Origin of the sequence: Zavarzinia aquatilis, assembly GCF_003173035.1 — a bacterium.
Classification (GTDB): domain Bacteria; phylum Pseudomonadota; class Alphaproteobacteria; order Zavarziniales; family Zavarziniaceae; genus Zavarzinia; species Zavarzinia aquatilis.
The window spans coordinates 328006-344108 of sequence record NZ_QGLE01000002.1 but is presented as its reverse complement, the minus strand read 5'-3'; the positions used below and the strand labels follow the sequence as shown (position 1 = coordinate 344108).

General features: G+C 68.2%; 14 protein-coding genes. 6 read left to right on the top strand and 8 right to left on the bottom strand.

Annotated elements, in window-relative coordinates; all coding sequences use genetic code 11:
- Positions 1 to 21 precede the first annotated feature (21 nt).
- On the bottom strand, positions 22 to 708 hold the full coding sequence (locus DKG74_RS05080; RefSeq protein WP_165837537.1) for an extensin-like domain-containing protein: 687 nt from the start codon (positions 706 to 708) through the stop codon (positions 22 to 24).
- Positions 709 to 824: 116 nt separating this feature from the next.
- On the opposite strand from DKG74_RS05080, the gene DKG74_RS05075 reads away from it, so the two are divergent.
- Positions 825 to 1637, top strand: coding sequence for a hypothetical protein (locus tag DKG74_RS05075; RefSeq protein WP_109903283.1), 813 nt, complete (start codon positions 825 to 827; stop codon positions 1635 to 1637).
- Between the two features lie 19 nt (positions 1638 to 1656).
- On the opposite strand, the gene DKG74_RS05070 is transcribed toward DKG74_RS05075, so the two are convergent.
- The 3 genes from DKG74_RS05070 to DKG74_RS05060 all read right to left on the bottom strand — a co-directional run bounded on the left by DKG74_RS05070 (position 1657) and on the right by DKG74_RS05060 (position 4026).
- Positions 1657 to 2355 (bottom strand): lipid-binding SYLF domain-containing protein, encoded by a 699-nt coding sequence (locus DKG74_RS05070; RefSeq protein ID WP_133251507.1) that lies wholly within the window; start codon positions 2353 to 2355, stop codon positions 1657 to 1659.
- A gap of 64 nt (positions 2356 to 2419) precedes the next feature.
- A complete protein-coding gene (locus DKG74_RS05065) occupies positions 2420 to 3220 on the bottom strand; it encodes an ABC transporter permease (protein WP_109903281.1) in 801 nt (266 codons plus the stop codon).
- The gene (locus DKG74_RS05060) at positions 3217 to 4026 is read right to left on the bottom strand and encodes an ABC transporter ATP-binding protein (RefSeq protein WP_109903279.1); all 810 of its coding nucleotides are present in this window, start codon (positions 4024 to 4026) and stop codon (positions 3217 to 3219) included. Before DKG74_RS05060 ends, DKG74_RS05065 begins: the two co-directional genes overlap by 4 nt.
- Before the next feature lie 66 nt (positions 4027 to 4092).
- Between DKG74_RS05060 and DKG74_RS05055 the strand changes: the two genes are divergently transcribed.
- Together DKG74_RS05055 and DKG74_RS05050 are read left to right on the top strand one after the other, a co-directional pair.
- The gene (locus tag DKG74_RS05055) at positions 4093 to 5052 is read left to right on the top strand and encodes a complex I NDUFA9 subunit family protein (protein WP_109903277.1); all 960 of its coding nucleotides are present in this window, start codon (positions 4093 to 4095) and stop codon (positions 5050 to 5052) included.
- An 83-nt stretch (positions 5053 to 5135) separates the two neighbouring features.
- On the top strand, positions 5136 to 5846 hold the full coding sequence (locus tag DKG74_RS05050; protein ID WP_109903275.1) for a hypothetical protein: 711 nt from the start codon (positions 5136 to 5138) through the stop codon (positions 5844 to 5846).
- A 64-nt stretch (positions 5847 to 5910) separates the two neighbouring features.
- On the opposite strand, the gene DKG74_RS05045 is transcribed toward DKG74_RS05050, so the two are convergent.
- Positions 5911 to 6723: a calcium-binding protein gene (locus DKG74_RS05045; protein WP_109903273.1), complete on the bottom strand. Its 813-nt coding sequence runs from the start codon at positions 6721 to 6723 to the stop codon at positions 5911 to 5913.
- 451 nt (positions 6724 to 7174) lie between these two features.
- On the opposite strand from DKG74_RS05045, the gene DKG74_RS05040 reads away from it, so the two are divergent.
- From DKG74_RS05040 to DKG74_RS05030, 3 genes are all read left to right on the top strand, one after another.
- Complete coding sequence (locus tag DKG74_RS05040) at positions 7175 to 8617, top strand: NAD(P)-dependent oxidoreductase (RefSeq protein WP_109903271.1); 1443 nt, start codon at positions 7175 to 7177, stop codon at positions 8615 to 8617.
- Positions 8618 to 8634: 17 nt separating this feature from the next.
- The gene (gene gltB / locus DKG74_RS05035) at positions 8635 to 13176 is read left to right on the top strand and encodes a glutamate synthase large subunit (protein WP_109903269.1); all 4542 of its coding nucleotides are present in this window, start codon (positions 8635 to 8637) and stop codon (positions 13174 to 13176) included.
- A 191-nt stretch (positions 13177 to 13367) separates the two neighbouring features.
- Positions 13368 to 14075, top strand: a complete 708-nt coding sequence (locus DKG74_RS05030) for a lipoprotein YafT (RefSeq protein WP_109903267.1) — start codon at positions 13368 to 13370, stop codon at positions 14073 to 14075.
- Positions 14076 to 14087: 12 nt separating this feature from the next.
- On the opposite strand, the gene DKG74_RS05025 is transcribed toward DKG74_RS05030, so the two are convergent.
- The 3 genes from DKG74_RS05025 to DKG74_RS05015 are packed head-to-tail and all read right to left on the bottom strand — an operon-like array spanning position 14088 to position 16063.
- The gene (locus tag DKG74_RS05025) at positions 14088 to 14810 is read right to left on the bottom strand and encodes an NUDIX hydrolase (RefSeq protein ID WP_109903265.1); all 723 of its coding nucleotides are present in this window, start codon (positions 14808 to 14810) and stop codon (positions 14088 to 14090) included.
- Positions 14807 to 15448, bottom strand: coding sequence for an HAD family hydrolase (locus DKG74_RS05020; protein ID WP_109903263.1), 642 nt, complete (start codon positions 15446 to 15448; stop codon positions 14807 to 14809). The genes DKG74_RS05025 and DKG74_RS05020 overlap by 4 nt, the downstream gene beginning before the upstream one ends.
- A 3-nt stretch (positions 15449 to 15451) precedes the next feature.
- The gene (locus DKG74_RS05015) at positions 15452 to 16063 is read right to left on the bottom strand and encodes a formyltransferase family protein (protein WP_109903261.1); all 612 of its coding nucleotides are present in this window, start codon (positions 16061 to 16063) and stop codon (positions 15452 to 15454) included.
- Between the last annotated feature and the right edge of the window lie 40 nt (positions 16064 to 16103).

Sequence of the window (16103 nt, the reverse complement as noted above, 5' to 3'; positions counted from 1 at the left end):
AGGGATCGCGCAGCCTAGCCGTTAGCGGCAGGCCTCGAAAGGCCCCATGTCGATGTGGAAGTGATCGCGGTGATCGGCGTTGAAGTCGGGGCCGAGCACGACCTTGAACAGGCCGCAGGCGCCGTCGCGCAGCCGGGCCAGAAGGCGGCCTTCCGGCGTCTTGCGGCCCCAGTCGTGGGCGACGGTGATGCGGTGCCCGTTGGCCAGCGTGAATCCGGCGAGGTCGATGGCGTTCGCCTTGGCGTGCTCGCTGCGCCGCCGGCTCTCCTCGCGGCCGATGTTGCGGCAATTGTAGGTGCCGTAATCCTCGATCCGGGTCACCGGGCTGCCCAGCATGGCGGTCGCCGCCGGCTGCAGCACCTGCCGCTCGAACAGGACAAGGCCCGCGGCCATGGTGCAGGTCAGCGCCAGCGGCTCGCGAAAGCGCGCCTTTTCGCCCTGCCACCGGACCGCGTCGGCATAGCCGCAGCCCTCGCTGATCGGCTGGTCGGCCATCGCCGTGAAGTCGATCCGGGCGGCCTTCAGCACGGCGACGCAGGCCAGAGGATCGTCGATCAGGGCGCGCAACTGCCGCCCGGTGAACAGGCCTGGCGGTGCCGCGAGGTCGAGGCGGCCCCAGGGATCGTCGCCTTTCGGCAACCAGCCCCGGACATGGGCCAGCCACAGCCCGCCGAAGCCGAGGCCGGCCAGCAGCAGAAGTGCACCCATCAGCAACAGCAGGCGGCGCATGATCGGGCGGGAGGATGCTGTGGCACTTGACGGCGCTTCCGGCGATTCGGCTAATCGCCTGCAGTCTATCTCGTCGGAATGGGACCGCGCAGCCCGTGCTCGAAGCGTTTCTGATCGGCCTTGCCGCCCAGCCGGTGACGCCCGCCGTGCTGGCCCTGTTCGTCGACCGGGTCTGGCCCCGCGCCAGCGCCCGGCCGCCGGCCTCCGTCCAGCGCCTCGCCACAGGGCTGGTCGGGCGCCTGAACCGCGCCGACCGGCCCGCGGCGACGCGCCAGATGCGGGGATTCCTGCTGTGGTCCGTGGTCGCGCTGTTCGCCCTCGGCGCGGGCTTCGGTCTCGCCCGTGCCCTGCCGGCGCTGTTGCCGCCTGAATTCGTCAGCCTCGCCGAATTGTTGCTGCTTGCCGCAGGCATGGGCTTCAACGGCGCGCGGGCGGCTGCCGGCCGGGCGGTCGACGGCGTCGCCGGCCTCGCGCCGTCAAGGGCAGGCGAGGTCGCCCGCGTCGCCTGCGACCGGCTGGCGACCCGTCTCGCCGACGGGCCGGTCGCCCTGATCCTCGGCTGGCTGGCGCTCGGCCTGCCCGGTCTCTTCCTGCTGAAGGCCGGGCAATGGCTGGTCGCCGCCGTCGAGGCGGACCGGGATGGCGCCTTCGGCCGGGCGGTGCGCGCCTGCCATGCTGTCGTCACCCTGCCGGCCTCGTTCATCGCCGGGGTGCTGATCGGTTTCGGCCGTCTGCCGCCGCGCGGGCTGAACCCCGCGGCGGCGGCGCTGTCAGCGGCTCTCGGCCGGCGAGGTTTCGCCTTGCCGGCGCAGCGGGTGGCGGCGGCCCTCGTCCTCGTTGACCGGGCCCATGCCCTGTGGCTGCTGGCCCTTGTCGTCGCTGGCGTGACCGCCGCTGCCCTCGGCTGAGGCCTCTATCGGGCCAGCGTCAGACCTTGGCGATGCGGGCAAGCGTGGCCTTCAGGCTGTTGGCGCCCGCATTGTCGACGATCCGGTTCAGCACGATGTCGCGCGGGTTCACCGCCCGCCCGTAATAGGCCTTGTTCCAGCTCGTCGACGACAGGATGCCCGCGCCTTCCAGCGAGGCGCCGGCGAACAGGCCCTTGGCCCTGGCGTAGGAATAGATGTCGGCGCGGAAATTGGTCGTCGTCGCCGCCTCGACACCCGATCCGACCGGACCGACCGCGATGGAGGCATCGGCGCCCAGCTTCATCTCGTCCTTGAAGATCGCCTCGAGGCCGCGGTCGTTGTTGATGACGAGCACGACTTCCGACGCCTGCGCGCCGATCTGCAGACCGACCGAGCCGGCGGCCAGCGTATAGAAGGCGGGGGCCGACCAGCTGCCGTCCGACTTGCGCCGGCCGGCGAGCAGGGCATCGCCGCCTGAGCCGCCGATGATGAAGCCAGCCTTCAGCAATTGCGGCACGATCAGGCAACCGACCGAGCGGGCGAGATAGGCGCGCATGTCGCCGTAAGATGGGTCCGTGCCCAGGCTTTCGATGGTGATGCGGGCCTTGTCGACCATTTCCTGCTGGTCGGTCGCGGCGAAGGCGGCGCGGCCCGTGCCGGCGAGGGCGATGGCGGTGATGGCGCCGCCCATCAGGTCCCGGCGCGAAATCATGTGCATCCTGGCATTCCTTCTCTCTCGCGTCCCCGGTCGATCAACGCCGGGATCGGGACGAGGGTTCCCGTTATTCGCCTGTCTGGAGTAACCGGCCCTTGTCGCGCGCGCCATCATGGAATCGCAGGAAAGCGAAGATGCCAAGCGCGAGATAGAGCGCATCGAGCGCAAAGGCGAGACCGATGGCCGCACCGTCGACCGTGCCGGTCAGCAGCAATTGCCGCATCCCCTCGAAGACATGGGCTGAGGGCAGGCCCCAGGCGACGACCTGCAGGGCGGGCGGCAGCACCGAGACCGGATAGAACACCGCCGACAAGGGCGCGATGGCGAAGACGAAGCCCCAGGCCAACGCCTCGGCCCCCATGCCGACCCGCATGACGAGGCCGGAAATGAACAGGGCGATGGCCCAGCCCATCAAAACGAGGGCGCCGAAGAAGCCGGCGAGGGCAAGGCCCATGTCGTAGACGGAGAAGCCGAAGAACCAGATCGCCAGCAGGCTGGTCGGCACCATGCCGGCGAGGGTGCGCAGCAGGCCGACGCAGGCGATGGCGATCAGCAGCTCGATCGGGCGCAAGGGGCTGGCCAGCAGATGGCCGAGGTTGCGGGCATACATTTCCTCGAGAAACGACATCGAGGTGCCGAGCTGGGCGCGCAGCAGCACGTCCCACAGCAGCGCGGCGCCCAGCAACACGCCGAGTCCCTGACCGGCAACCCCCTCGGGCAGGGGCAGCGACAGGGTGATGAAACCCCAGGTCAGCATCTGCACCGTCGGCCAGTAGATCATGTCGAGGAGGCGCGGCCAGGACGAGCGCAGCAGGTACCCGTGGCGCAGCATGAGGGCACCGATCCGCCCGGCCGACAGCGGGCTCATGACGGCTTTCCCTTGCGGCGGTCGCGGGCGATGTCGAGGAAGACGTCTTCCAGCGTGTCGCGGCCATAGCGGGCGAGCAGTCCCGCGGGCGTGTCGTGATCGACGATGCGCCCGGCCCGCATCATGACGACATCGGCGCACAGGCGCTCGACCTCGGCCATGTTGTGGGAGGCGAGCAGGATGGCCGCGCCCGAGCGGCGCTGGTAGTCGGTCAGATAGCGCCGCACCCAGTCGGCGGTATCGGGATCGAGCGACGCCGTCGGCTCGTCGAGGAGGAGGAGCTTCGGCTCGTTGATCAGGGCTTTCGCCAGGGCGACCCGCGTCTTCTGTCCGGCCGACAGGCGCCCGACCGGCCGGTCGAGCAGGCCTTCGAGGTCGAGATCGGCAGCCAGCGCCGCGATCCGGCGGCGCGGCGCGGCGACACCGTAAAGCCGCGCGAAGACCGTCAGGTTCTCGGTCACCGTCAGGCGATGCGGCAGATCGACATAGGGCGAGGAGAAATTCATCATCGCCTTGACCGCGACCGGCTCCCGCGCCAGCTCCCGCCCATCGACCCGGATGGTGCCCGCGCTTGGCTTCACGAGGCCGAGAATCATGGCGATGCTGGTCGTCTTGCCGGCGCCATTGCCGCCGAGGAGGCCGGTGATCGCCCCCGCCGCGATGGAAAAGGAGACGTCGCGCACCGCTTCGACCGCGCCGAAGCGTTTGGACAGATGCTCGATCTCGAGGATGGGGCGGGGCGAGGGGGGCACGGGGGCATCATGCCAAAGCCTATCGACCCCTGCAAAGGTCGGATGCGGCGCCATTGGCGCGGGCGATCGGATTCTATATTGTGCGGCCCAACAGGCTTCATGCGTTTGCGGGGTATTCCCATGGCCGACAGGCTGGTGACGGTATTCGGTGGTTCGGGGTTCGTTGGGCGCTATGTCGTCAAGCGGTTGGCGAAGCAGGGCTTTCGCGTCCGCGTCGCCGTGCGCCGGCCGCAGGAAGCGGGCTTCCTGCGCCCCATGGGCGATGTCGGCCAGATCGCCATCGTCCAGGCCAATGTCCGCCACACTCCGTCGGTGAAGCTGGCGGTCGAGGGTGCCGAGGCGGTGATCAACCTCGTCGGCATTCTCTCCGAGTCGGGCAGCCAGAAGTTCCAGATGATCCAGGCCGAAGGCGCGAAGCGGATCGCCGCCGCGGCCCGGGAAGCCGGCGTCTCCCGCTTCGTCCAGGTCTCGGCCATCGGCGCTGACGCCAAATCCGGCGCCGATTACGCCAGGTCCAAGGCTCTCGGCGAGGCGGCGGTGAAGGCCGCCTTCCCCGAGGCGGTGATCCTGCGCCCGTCACTGGTCTTCGGGCCGGAGGACCAGTTCTTCAACCGCTTCGCCAACATGGCGCGCTATGTCCCCGTGCTGCCGCTGATCGGCGGTGGCGAGACGAAGTTTCAGCCGGTCTATGTCGGCGATGTCGCCGATGCGGTGGTCGCGGCGGCCAACGGCACGGTCGGCGCCGCGGCGCAGCCCTACGAGCTGGGCGGCCCCACCGTCTACAGCTTCCGCCAGCTGATGGAGATCGTGCTCAAGGTGACCGAGCGGAAGGCGCTGTTGCTGCCCATTCCCTTTGCCGTCGCCAAGCTGCAGGCGGCGGCCATCGGCTGGCTGCCGGGCGCGCCCATCACCTCCGACCAGGTGAAGCTGCTCGAGGTCGACAATGTCGTCGCCCCCGGGGCGCCGGGCCTTGCCGCCTTCGGCATCGCGCCGACCTCGGTCGAGGCCATCGTGCCGACCTATCTGCACCGCTTCCGCAAGGCCGGCCAGTACGAAATCCGCGACGCGGTCGAGAACTGAGCGCGGCCGGTTGAAAGTGGCCGGCGCCGCAACCATGTGCTGAAGGCCCGGGCGACGTCCGCCCGGCTTTCGGCGGAGGGCGGATGAGCAGGCTGTTGGCGCGAGGCGTCGCCGGGGCGTCCTGGGCATTCCTGAGCCTGCTCGCCCTCTCGCTCGCCGCGAGCGGTCTCTGGCCTTGGCCGGTGGCGGCGGTCTTCGTCGCCTTCGCCCTCGTCCTCGATCTCGTCACCATCCGTCACTATGCGCGCACGCGGGTCATGCTGCGCCTGCAGCGGCGCGGCGACGGGCAGCGATATACAGAACTCGCGGCGGCGCTGTTCATCACACTTCTGTTCTTCGCCCTTGCCTTCATACAAGGGGCAGGGCCAAGCATCGGCGGTGTCGATCCGCGCCTGCTGGCCGCGCTCGCCCTGATGTTCGGCCTGTTCCTGGCCCGGCTCTGTTTCGGCGGCGCGCGGGCGAAGGCTGGTTACGAGCGCATCGGTTTCGATGCGGTCACGCCCTTCGACGAGGTCGCAGTTCAGACCAAATACGGCTTCCTCGCCTTTCTGCTGCTGTCGCCCCTGCTGATCCTGCCGGCACGCCTGCAGCGCGCGAGTTTCAATCTGATCGGCTATGGCCTCGGCTTCGCCGCCGCCCATGCGGCCTTCCGCCTGATCGCGACGGGGAAGCCCGGCCTCGAAACCCTCGGCCTGATCGGCGCCTATGTTGCCGCGCTCGCCCTCTGCGCCGTGCTCATCCCGGTCTTCGGGCGCCATCCCCTGTTGCGGGCCGAGGGAAGGTCAAGTGATTGAATAAACAGACGCGTCGCTCCGGCGAAAGCCGGAGCCTTTGTCCGACAGGGGCGCGCGCTGACTCTCAGGCGAGGACGAGGTCCGTGGCATAGAGCGCCTCGACCCCGTGGACGCGGAGGGTGAAATCGACGCGGCCGTCGCCGTCGAAATCGCCGGAGAGCACGACTTCGTGCCGGCTGACGGCATAGCCGATTTCGGGTCCGGTGCCGCTGAAGCGATCCGTGCCGATGAAGCTGACGGGGTCCGAGGCGAGGGCGGACAACTCGATGCGGTCGCCTTCCGCGCGGTTGAAGTCGACGATGCGGTCGGCGCCGCTGCCGGTGGCGCGGCTGTCGGTGACGGCCTGAAACACGAAGATGTCGGCGCCAGTCCCACCGATCAGCCGGTCGGTGCCCCGGCCGCCGATGATCACGTCGTCGCCCGTGCCGCCATTGAGGGTGTCGTTGCCGGCATCGCCCACCAGCAAGTCCTGACCGGCACCGCCGATCAACCGGTCGTTACCCCGCCCGCCTTCGAGACGATCGGCGCCGTCGCCGCCGATGACGACATCGTCGCCATCGCCGCCGCTCAGTCGGTCATGGCCGGCACGGCCCTCGATCCGATCGTCGCCGCCCTTGCCCCAGGTCTCGTTGTCGCCGGCGCCGCTGGTCAGGCGGTCGGCCAGCCGCGTGCCCAACACCTTCGATTGGCTGGTCTCGGCGTAGGATACGACCCAGAATTCCCCATCGTCGCCAGGGATGCCGAGGACCCATTGGGACGGTCCGTCGACGCCAGGGGCGCCGTCCCACCGATACCACTGATAAGGGGCGTCCGGCGCCTCGCTTCCCATCTGGATGTTTCCGGGCGCGTCCGCGGCTTCGTCTTGTTCGATCGGCATGATTGATTTTCCCCCTGCCGGCGCACGCTACCGTGGCGTGCCTGCCCACTCAAGATGCATCCTGTTGCTGTCGGGCAGGGAGTAAGGGGCGGAGTTTTGCGGATGCGAACGCGCCGACGTTGAATCATTCTCGACGGGCACCGAAAATTCGTTTCAAATCAATCGGGTCACGGACTCTCCGGGGAATGGCGCGGCGCAGCGGCGCCGCGGTATAGTTCGCAAACCGGACCTATTTTTGCCTATTTTCAGTGCTGCCCTGCGAAGAATATAGGCGACCTGGCGGAAAATGGTCAGTAAAGCTGCCCTAATTGCATTTTTTCGCTTTGCGATCAGAAAATTTGCGCGTATCTAGACCCTAGACCCCGGGGCGACAGCGCCGGACTGCCCCGTGGCGCGCCCGTCTGCCCCAGACACCGGCCGCGCCGAGACACTGGCCGTGATGGAGTGGCCCATGGCTGAGAACAAAATGCTGAAGTTCGTGTCGCGCGAGCAGGAAATGCCGCCCAAGCGCAGCGCGGACGAGCGGATCAAGGACTTCGGCGAGATCTATGCCACCTTCGTCCAGCCTTCGGCCCAGGATCAGGCCGGGCGCTGCTCGCAGTGCGGCATTCCCTTCTGCCAGGTGCATTGCCCGCTCTCGAACAATATTCCCGACTGGCTGAAGCTGACCGCCGAAGGCCGCCTGCAGGAGGCTTACGAGCTGTCGCAGGCGACCAATTCGATGCCGGAAGTCTGCGGCCGCATCTGCCCGCAGGACCGCCTGTGCGAAGGCAATTGCGTGATCGAGAAGGATTTCAACTCGGTCACCATCGGCTCGGTCGAGAAATTCCTGACCGATACCGCCTGGGAAAACGGCTGGGTGAAGCCGCGCCTGCCCAAGACGGAACTCGGCCAGTCGGTCGGCGTCATCGGCGCCGGGCCTGCCGGCCTCGCCGCGGCCGAGCAGCTGCGCGCCAAGGGCTATGAAGTCCATGTCTACGACCGCTATGACCGCGTCGGCGGCCTGCTGATCTATGGCATTCCCGGCTTCAAGCTGGAAAAGAGCGTGATCACCCGCCGCGCCAAGCTGCTGGAAGACCAGGGCATCAAATTCCACCTCAACTTCGCCGTCGGCACCGATGCCAGCCTCGAAGAGCTGCGCGCCCGCCACGATGCGCTGGTGATCACCACCGGCGTCTACAAGGCGCGCGACGTGCAGGTTCCGGGCGCAGGCCTCAAGGGCGTGCTGCCGGCCATGACCTATCTGACCGCCTCGAACAAGGTCGGCATGGGCGACACCGTGCCGGAATACGAGAGTGGCGACCTGAACGCCAAGGGCAAGGACATCATCGTCATCGGCGGCGGCGACACCGCGATGGACTGCGTGCGCACCGCCGTCCGCCAGGGCGCCAAATCGGTGAAATGCCTCTATCGCCGCGACCGGGAAAACATGCCCGGCTCGATGCGCGAGGTGAAGAACGCCGAGGAAGAGGGCGTCGAATTCGTCTGGCTGTCGGCGCCGCAGGCCTTCCTCGGTGACGACAAGGTGACGGCGGTGAAGGCGCACCGGATGCGCCTCGGCCTGCCCGACAGCTCGGGCCGTCAGGCGCCCGAGGTGATCGAGGGCTCGTCGGTCAACATGCCGGCCGATCTCGTCATCAAGGCCCTCGGCTTCGATCCCGAAGAGCTGCCGAAGATGTTCGGCGCGCCGGAACTCGGCGTGTCGCGCTGGGGCACCCTCAAGGTCGACTTCAAGACCATGATGACCAATCTCGACGGTGTCTTCGCCGCCGGCGACATCGTGCGCGGCGCCTCGCTCGTCGTCTGGGCGATCCGCGACGGCCGCGATGTCGCGGAGCAGATGCACCTTTATTTGAAGGCGAAGGCCGAAGCCGGCCTCGCCAAGGCCTCCTGAGCGTCGGAGGGACGGACATGAGCAAGAAGATCGAAAGCGGTTCGGATTTCGTCGCCCACTGGCTCGCGGAATCCGCGCGTCTCGACGCCGAAGGGCTCTATGCCCATGAGGACGAGAAGGACAGCTGCGGCGTCGGCCTCGTCGCCGCCATCGACGGCCGCCCGCGCCGCGAGGTGGTGAAGGCCGGCATCGACGCGCTGAAGGCGGTCTGGCACCGCGGCGCGGTCGACGCCGACGGCAAGACCGGCGACGGCGCCGGCATCCACATCGAAATCCCGCAGGATTTCTTTACCGACCATGTCCGCTCCACCGGCCATGCCCCGTCCGAACGCGGCCTCGCCGTCGGCCAGGTCTTCCTGCCGCGCACCGATTTCGGCCAGCAGGAAGCCTGCCGGACCCTGGTCGAGCAGGAAATCCTGAACTTCGGCTTCTACATCTACGGCTGGCGTCAGGTGCCGGTCGACATTTCGGTCATCGGCGAGAAGGCGAATGCGACCCGCCCCGAGATCGAGCAGATCATGATCGAGCACCCGGCGCATCTGACCGCCGACGAGTTCGAGCGCAAGCTGTTCATCATCCGCCGCCGGATCGAGCGCCGGGCGCTGGAATCCAACCTTTCGGCGGATTTCTACCTGTGCTCGCTGTCGTGCCGTTCGGTCATCTACAAGGGCATGTTCCTCGCCGCCGATCTGGAGAATTTCTATCCGGACCTGCGCGACGAGCGTTTCGTCTCGTCCTTCGCGATCTACCACCAGCGTTACTCGACCAATACCTTCCCCAAGTGGAAGCTGGCGCAGCCGTTCCGTATGCTCGCCCATAATGGCGAGATCAACACCTGGAAGGGCAACATCAACTGGATGAAGAGCCATGAGATCCGCATGGTCTCGGAAGCCTTCGGTGAATATTCCGACGACATCAAGCCGGTGATCCAGCCCGGCGGCTCGGATTCCGCCGCCCTCGACAACGTCTTCGAGGTGCTGGTGCGCGCCGGTCGCTCGGCCCCGCTGGCCAAGACCTTCCTGGTGCCGGAAGCCTGGTCGAAGAAATCGTCCATGCCCGACGCGCATCGGGCGATGTATGCCTATGTCAATTCGGTGATGGAGCCGTGGGACGGCCCGGCCGCCCTCGCCATGACCGACGGGCGCTGGATCGTCGGCGGTCTCGACCGTAATGGCCTGCGTCCCATGCGCTACACGATCACGCGCGACGGTATGCTGGTCATGGGCTCGGAAACCGGCATGGTCCTGCTGCCCGAAGCCAATGTCGTCGAGAAGGGCGCGCTCGGCCCGGGTCAGATGATCGCCGTCGACCTCGGCGAGGGCCGGCTCTATCACGACCGCGAGGTGAAGGACAAGCTGGCGGCCGAGCATCCCTATCTCGAGTGGACGAAGTCCATCGTCGAACTCGACGAGAAGATCAAGCCGGCGGCGGAGCCGACGCCCTATGACAAGCAGGAACTGCGCGTGCGCCAGCTCGCCGCGGGCCTGTCCCACGAGGACATGGAGCTGATCCTTCAGCCCATGGTCGAGGACGGCAAGGAAGCCATCGGTTCCATGGGCGACGACACGCCGCTCGCCGTGCTGTCCGAGAAGTACCGGCCGCTGCACCATTACTTCCGGCAGAACTTCAGCCAGGTCACCAATCCGCCCATCGACCCCTTGCGCGAGCATCGGGTGATGAGCCTGAAGACGCGCTTCGGCAACCTGAAGAACGTCCTCGCCCAGGATTCCAGCCAGGCCAATGTGCTCCTGCTGGAAAGCCCGGTGGTTTCGTCGGGTGAACTCGTTGAACTCAAGAAGTTCATGGGCGATTCCGTCGCCGAGATCGACTGCAGCTTCCCGGCGGATGGCGGCACCGACGCGCTGCGCAGCGCGGTCGCCCGCATCCGTCAGGAAGCGGAAGACGCGGTGCGCCAGGGCTACGGCCACTTGATCCTGACCGACGAGAAGATTTCGGAAAGCCGCGCGGCCATTCCGATGGTGCTCGCGGTTGGCGGCGTGCACAGCCACCTCGTGCGGCGCGGCCTGCGCACCTTCACCTCGGTGAACGTGCGTTCGGCCGAATGTCTCGACACCCACATGTTCGCGGTGCTGATCGGCTGCGGCGCGACAATCGTCAACGCCTATCTGGCGGAAGCCTGCATCGCCGACCGGCTGGCCCGGGGCCTGTTCCCCGGCCTGACCCACGCGGATTGCATCGCCCGCTTCAAGGAATCGATCAATCAGGGCCTCCTGAAGATCATGTCCAAGATGGGCATCTCGGTCGTCTCGAGCTATCGCGGCGGTTACAACTTCGAGGCGGTGGGCCTGTCGCGCGCCCTCGTCGCCGAATTCTTCCCCGGGATGCAGTCGCGCATCTCCGGCATCGGCCTCGCCGGTATCCAGAAGAAGGTGCTGGAGCTGCACGGCCGTGCCTTCGATCAGGAAGCGGCGGCGCTGCCGGTCGGCGGTCTCTACCGTTTCCGCAAGAACGGCGAGCTGCACGCCTGGGAAGGCGGCCTCATCCACACGCTGCAGCAGGCGGTGGGCACGGACAGCTACACGCTCTACAAGAAATATTCGCAAGGGGTGCATTCGCGGGCGCCGATCTCGCTGCGCGACCTGCTCGAATTCAAGCCGGCGGGCAAGCCCATCGCGATCGAGGAGGTGGAGAGCATCACCTCGATCCGCAAGCGCTTCGTGACGCCCGGCATGTCGCTCGGCGCGCTCTCGGCCGAGGCGCATGAGACCCTGACGATCGCCATGAACCGCATCGGCGCCAAGGCCGACAGCGGCGAAGGCGGCGAGGGCGCGGAACGCTTCGTGCCGCGGGCGAACGGCGACAACGCCAATTCGCCGATCAAGCAGGTGGCTTCGGGCCGTTTCGGCGTCACCGCCGAATATCTGAACCAGGCCCGCGAGCTGGAAATCAAGGTCGCCCAGGGTGCCAAGCCCGGCGAGGGCGGCCAGCTGCCCGGCTTCAAGGCCACGGTCGAGATTGCCCGCCTGCGTCATTCGACGCCGGGCGTGACCCTGATCTCGCCGCCGCCGCATCACGACATCTACTCGATCGAGGATCTGGCCCAGCTCATCTATGACCTGAAGCAGATCAACCCGACCGCGCAGGTCTGCGTGAAGCTGGTCTCGGGCTCGGGCATCGGCACCATCGCGGCCGGCGTCGCCAAGGCGAAGGCGGACGTGATCCTGATCTCCGGCCATGTCGGCGGCACGGGCGCTTCGCCCCAGACTTCGATCAAATACGCCGGCCTGCCGTGGGAAATGGGCCTGACCGAAAGCAACCAGGTGCTGACGCTGAACCGTCTGCGCCATTCGGTGAAGCTGCGCACCGACGGCGGCATCAAGACCGGCCGCGACGTCGTCATGGCGGCGCTGATGGGCGCCGAGGAATATGGCGTCGGCACGGCCAGCCTCGTCGCCCTCGGCTGCATCATGGTCCGCCAGTGCCAGTCGAACACCTGCCCGGTCGGCGTCTGCACCCAGGACCCGGCGATGCGCGAGAAGTTCGACGGCAACGCCGACAAGGTGGTGAACCTGTTCTCCTTCATCGCCGAGGAAGTGCGCGAGATCCTGGCCTCGCTCGGGCTTCGCACCCTCGAGGAGGCGATCGGCCGCGTCGATCTGCTGCGTCAGGTCAGCCGCGGTCATCACCACCTCGACGACCTCGACCTCAACCCGCTGCTGGTCACGCCGGATTCCGGGCCCTATGCCCGCCATTCGGTCATCGTCGGCCGCAACGAGGTGCCGGACACGCTCGACGCCCAGATGGTGCAGGACGCCGCCGCGGTCTTCGACCGGGGCGAGAAGATGCAGCTGACCTATACGGTGCGCAACACCCAGCGTGCCATCGGCACGAGGCTGTCGTCCCATGTCGTGCGCAAGTTCGGCATGACCGGTCTCGACCACGGTCACATCGAGGTCTCGCTGCGCGGCTCCGCCGGCCAGTCGCTGGGCGCCTTCGCGGTGCAGGGCGTGAAGCTGAAGGTCTATGGCGATGCCAACGATTACGTCGGCAAGGGCCTGTCGGGCGGCACCATCGTCGTCCGCACCACGACGTCGTCGCCGCTCGTCCCGCACGAGAACACGATCATCGGCAACACGGTGCTCTATGGCGCCACCGCCGGCTATCTGTTCGCGGCGGGCAAGGCGGGCGAGCGTTTCGCCGTCCGCAACTCGGGCGCCACGACGGTGATCGAAGGCTGCGGCTCCAACGGTTGCGAGTATATGACCGGCGGCACGGCCATCATCCTCGGCCCGGTGGGCGACAACTTTGGCGCCGGCATGTCGGGCGGCATGGCCTTCATCTACGACCCGCAGGACCAGTTCCCCCTGCGCGTCAACGAGGAAAGCGTGGTGTTCCAGCGTCTCGCCTCCACCCATTGGGAAGGTGTGCTGAAGGACCTCGTCGTCCGCCACGAGGCCGAGACCGGCTCGCCGCTCGCCCAGCGGATGCTGTCGGACTGGGAACGCGAGATCGACCGCTTCTGGCAGATCTGCCCGAAGGAAATGGTCAATCGCCTCGCCCATCCCCTGTCGGACAAGGCGGCGCTGAAGCGCGCCTGAGGCATCGAACTTTCAGGGAAAAGGCCGGGGGAATCCCCGGCCTTTTTTCGTGGCGGCGGGGTCGGGGGCTGATGCGCGGCAGCCACAGGTCGCATTTCTTGTCCGGCGGCATATTTTCGCCTGAATCCGGCGGCCGGCTCGCCACCATCGCCCCCTAGGACAGCCTTTGTCACGACAGGACAAGGTGCTCCATGAAGAAGACGGCGATCATCATTCTCGGCCTCGGGCTGCTCCTCGGGGCATGTTCGACCGCGTCGATTTCCAACAGCGGCTATGACGGCTATGCCGGGCGCAACGACTTCTACCGCGGCGAGTTGCAGGAGGTCGACATCATCGGCGCGCCGGTCGGCGCCACTGTGACCGACGCCGATGTCGCGGCCGCGCTCAAGCGGGTGTCGGAGGGCGCGCTGGTGCCCCATCGCGGTCAGGCGCTGCTGGCGATCCAGTCCGGCGCGCTGGTGCCCGACACCCAGATGATGGAACAGCTGACCCGCTATTTCGCGGCGCAGCCCTTCAGCGGCATTCCGCCCGCGAAAACCGACGATTACGGCCCTCGCCTGCGCCTGATGGCGGCACAGGGCGGGTTCCGGCAGGTTCTGTGCTATTGGGGCGCGCTCGAGACCCAGCGATCGGCCAATGCCGCCAAGCTGGTGTCCTGGGTGCCCATCGTCGGCTCGGTCGTGCCCGATGAATCGCAACGCATGCGCATCCGCCTCAAGGCCGTGCTGATCGACGTCGAAACCGGGCGCTGGCGCGTCTATATCCCCGAACCGGTCGAGGACACGACGATCACCGCCGGCCTCACCCGGCAAGGCGCGGGGCAGGATCAGGTCGAGCTGCTCAAGGCCAAAGGATACGCGGCATTGGCGGACATGGTCGGCCAGTCGGCGGCCCCCTGAGGCACCGTCCGGTCAGGGCGCGGTCAGGCCCAGGGTCTCGATCAGGCAGCGGGACACCCGGCCGAACTGCGCCGCGCGCCCGGCCATGAAAGCACCGAGCGCGTCTCGTGGCACGACGGCGAGTTCGGCATATTCCTGCCCCGCCAGCGGCGCGAAGGCGGCGCGGACCGCCGCCGCGTCGCAGGCGATGCGCAGGAGAAGGCCGACGTCGGTGATGCCGCTCTCCCCGTCTTCGGCCAGAGCGACCGGGCGGGGCGGGGCGGTCGCCAGCGCGGCCGGCAGGCCGGTCTCCTCGACCAGTTCGTTCAGCAGTTGGGCGCCAAGGTCGAGGCTGCCGTCGCCTGTGCGGAACTCGCCATCGACCCCGCCCGAAGGCGCGAGTTCCCACAGACCGGCATCGGTCTCGACCCCGCCGCCTCGCCGGCCGAGAACGATGCCGTCGTCGCAGATCATGATGCCGGTGACGCCCAGCGGGCGGATGTCCAGCGCCGCCGCCAGCGCCGCGTCGCGCCGCTGCGCCACATACCAGCTGTAGGGTGCCAGCCAGCCGGTGATCAGGCCGGGCGCCAGGGTCCGGATGCTGAACAGCCGGCCGTCGAACAGGGCATCGCCGCGCCGCGCCTTTTCCGCCTGCCAGATCGCCGCGACCCGGTCGAGGGCGGCGCGCGGCGGATCGGGCGGCGCGGCATCGCCGCGCACAGCAAGGGGGCCGGTCAGGGCGGTGCCGCGCATCATGGGCAGGGCTGCAGGAAGGCGGCGGTCTCCGCCAGCCGGGCGATGAAGCGAACGCCTTCGGGCCAACCGGTCCGGTCCCCGGGGGCGGCGATCGCCAGTGTCTCGATCCCGGCGCCGGTCGCCGCGGTCGCGCCCTGCCGCGAATCCTCGACCGCCAGCGACTGTGCCGCCGCGCAGCCCAGCCGTTCGAGGCCGAGACGATAGGGCAGGGGCGCGGGCTTGCCCGCCGCGACCTCGTCCCCACCGACGACCGCATCGACGAGCGGCGCGAGGCCCTGCCGCGCCAGCCAGCCGAGGGCGGCGGCCCGGGGCGACGAGGTGACGACCGCGATACGCCAGCCGCCGGCCCGCGCCTGTCGCAGCAAGGCCTCGGCCCCCGCGGCAGGCGGAGCCACGCCATGGGCGGCATCGACCAGCCGGCGGTAAAGCGCCAGCAACTCGGCCGGGGTGCCAGGCAAACCGTGCCTGACCCGCAGCCGCGCCACCACTTCCGCCAGCGGCGGGCCGTTCAGCGCGGCGAAGCCCTCGTCGCTGCCGGCGATGCCGAAGCTCGCCAGGAAATCGTCGTAGACCGCCCGCAGCGCGGCAAGGGAATCCGCCAGCGTGCCGTCGAGATCGAGCAACAAGCCGCAGGCCACCTGTCAGGCCTCCCTTTCGGCGCGGCGGGCGGCGATGGCGAGGCGGCACAGCGGCGCGTAGAGCGGCTCCAGCCGGGCCTTGACGGCTTCGGCATAATCCGCCGCCGTCTGCCCCGTCGGCAGGGGGGCGATGGGCAGACAGACCCGGGCGATCTCGGCCCCGGCGTCGATTTCGGGCACCATCTCATGGGCGGTGATGGCGACGCTGTCCTCGCCCGCCTCGATGGCGCGCTGGACCGGCAGCGCCCCGGCATAGCGGGGCAGGGCGCCCCGGTGCAGGTTGATGCAGCCAAGGCTGAACCGGCCGAGCACGGAAGCCGGCACCTGATAACGCCACGACAGCGCGACCAGAAGATCGAGCGGCCCCGCCGGCAACAGGGGGCTGATGTCCCTTGCCTCGGCGCCGTCGACCGCGTTGAGGGCAACCCCTCCGCGCGTGCAGCTGCGGGCGAATTCGGCGAGATCGCCGCGCGTCGCGCCGCCCTCCGCCCTGGGCAGGCGGCCATGCGTGAAGAGGGCGGTAATCTCGATTTCGGGGTCGGCCAGCAGGGCGTTTTCGAGGACGAGCAGGCCCGGTCGGCGCGCCAGCAGCGCCACCACCTTCAGCTTTGCCATCTCGCCAGACCTCCGCCACTCGTCATCGTCATTCTCGGGG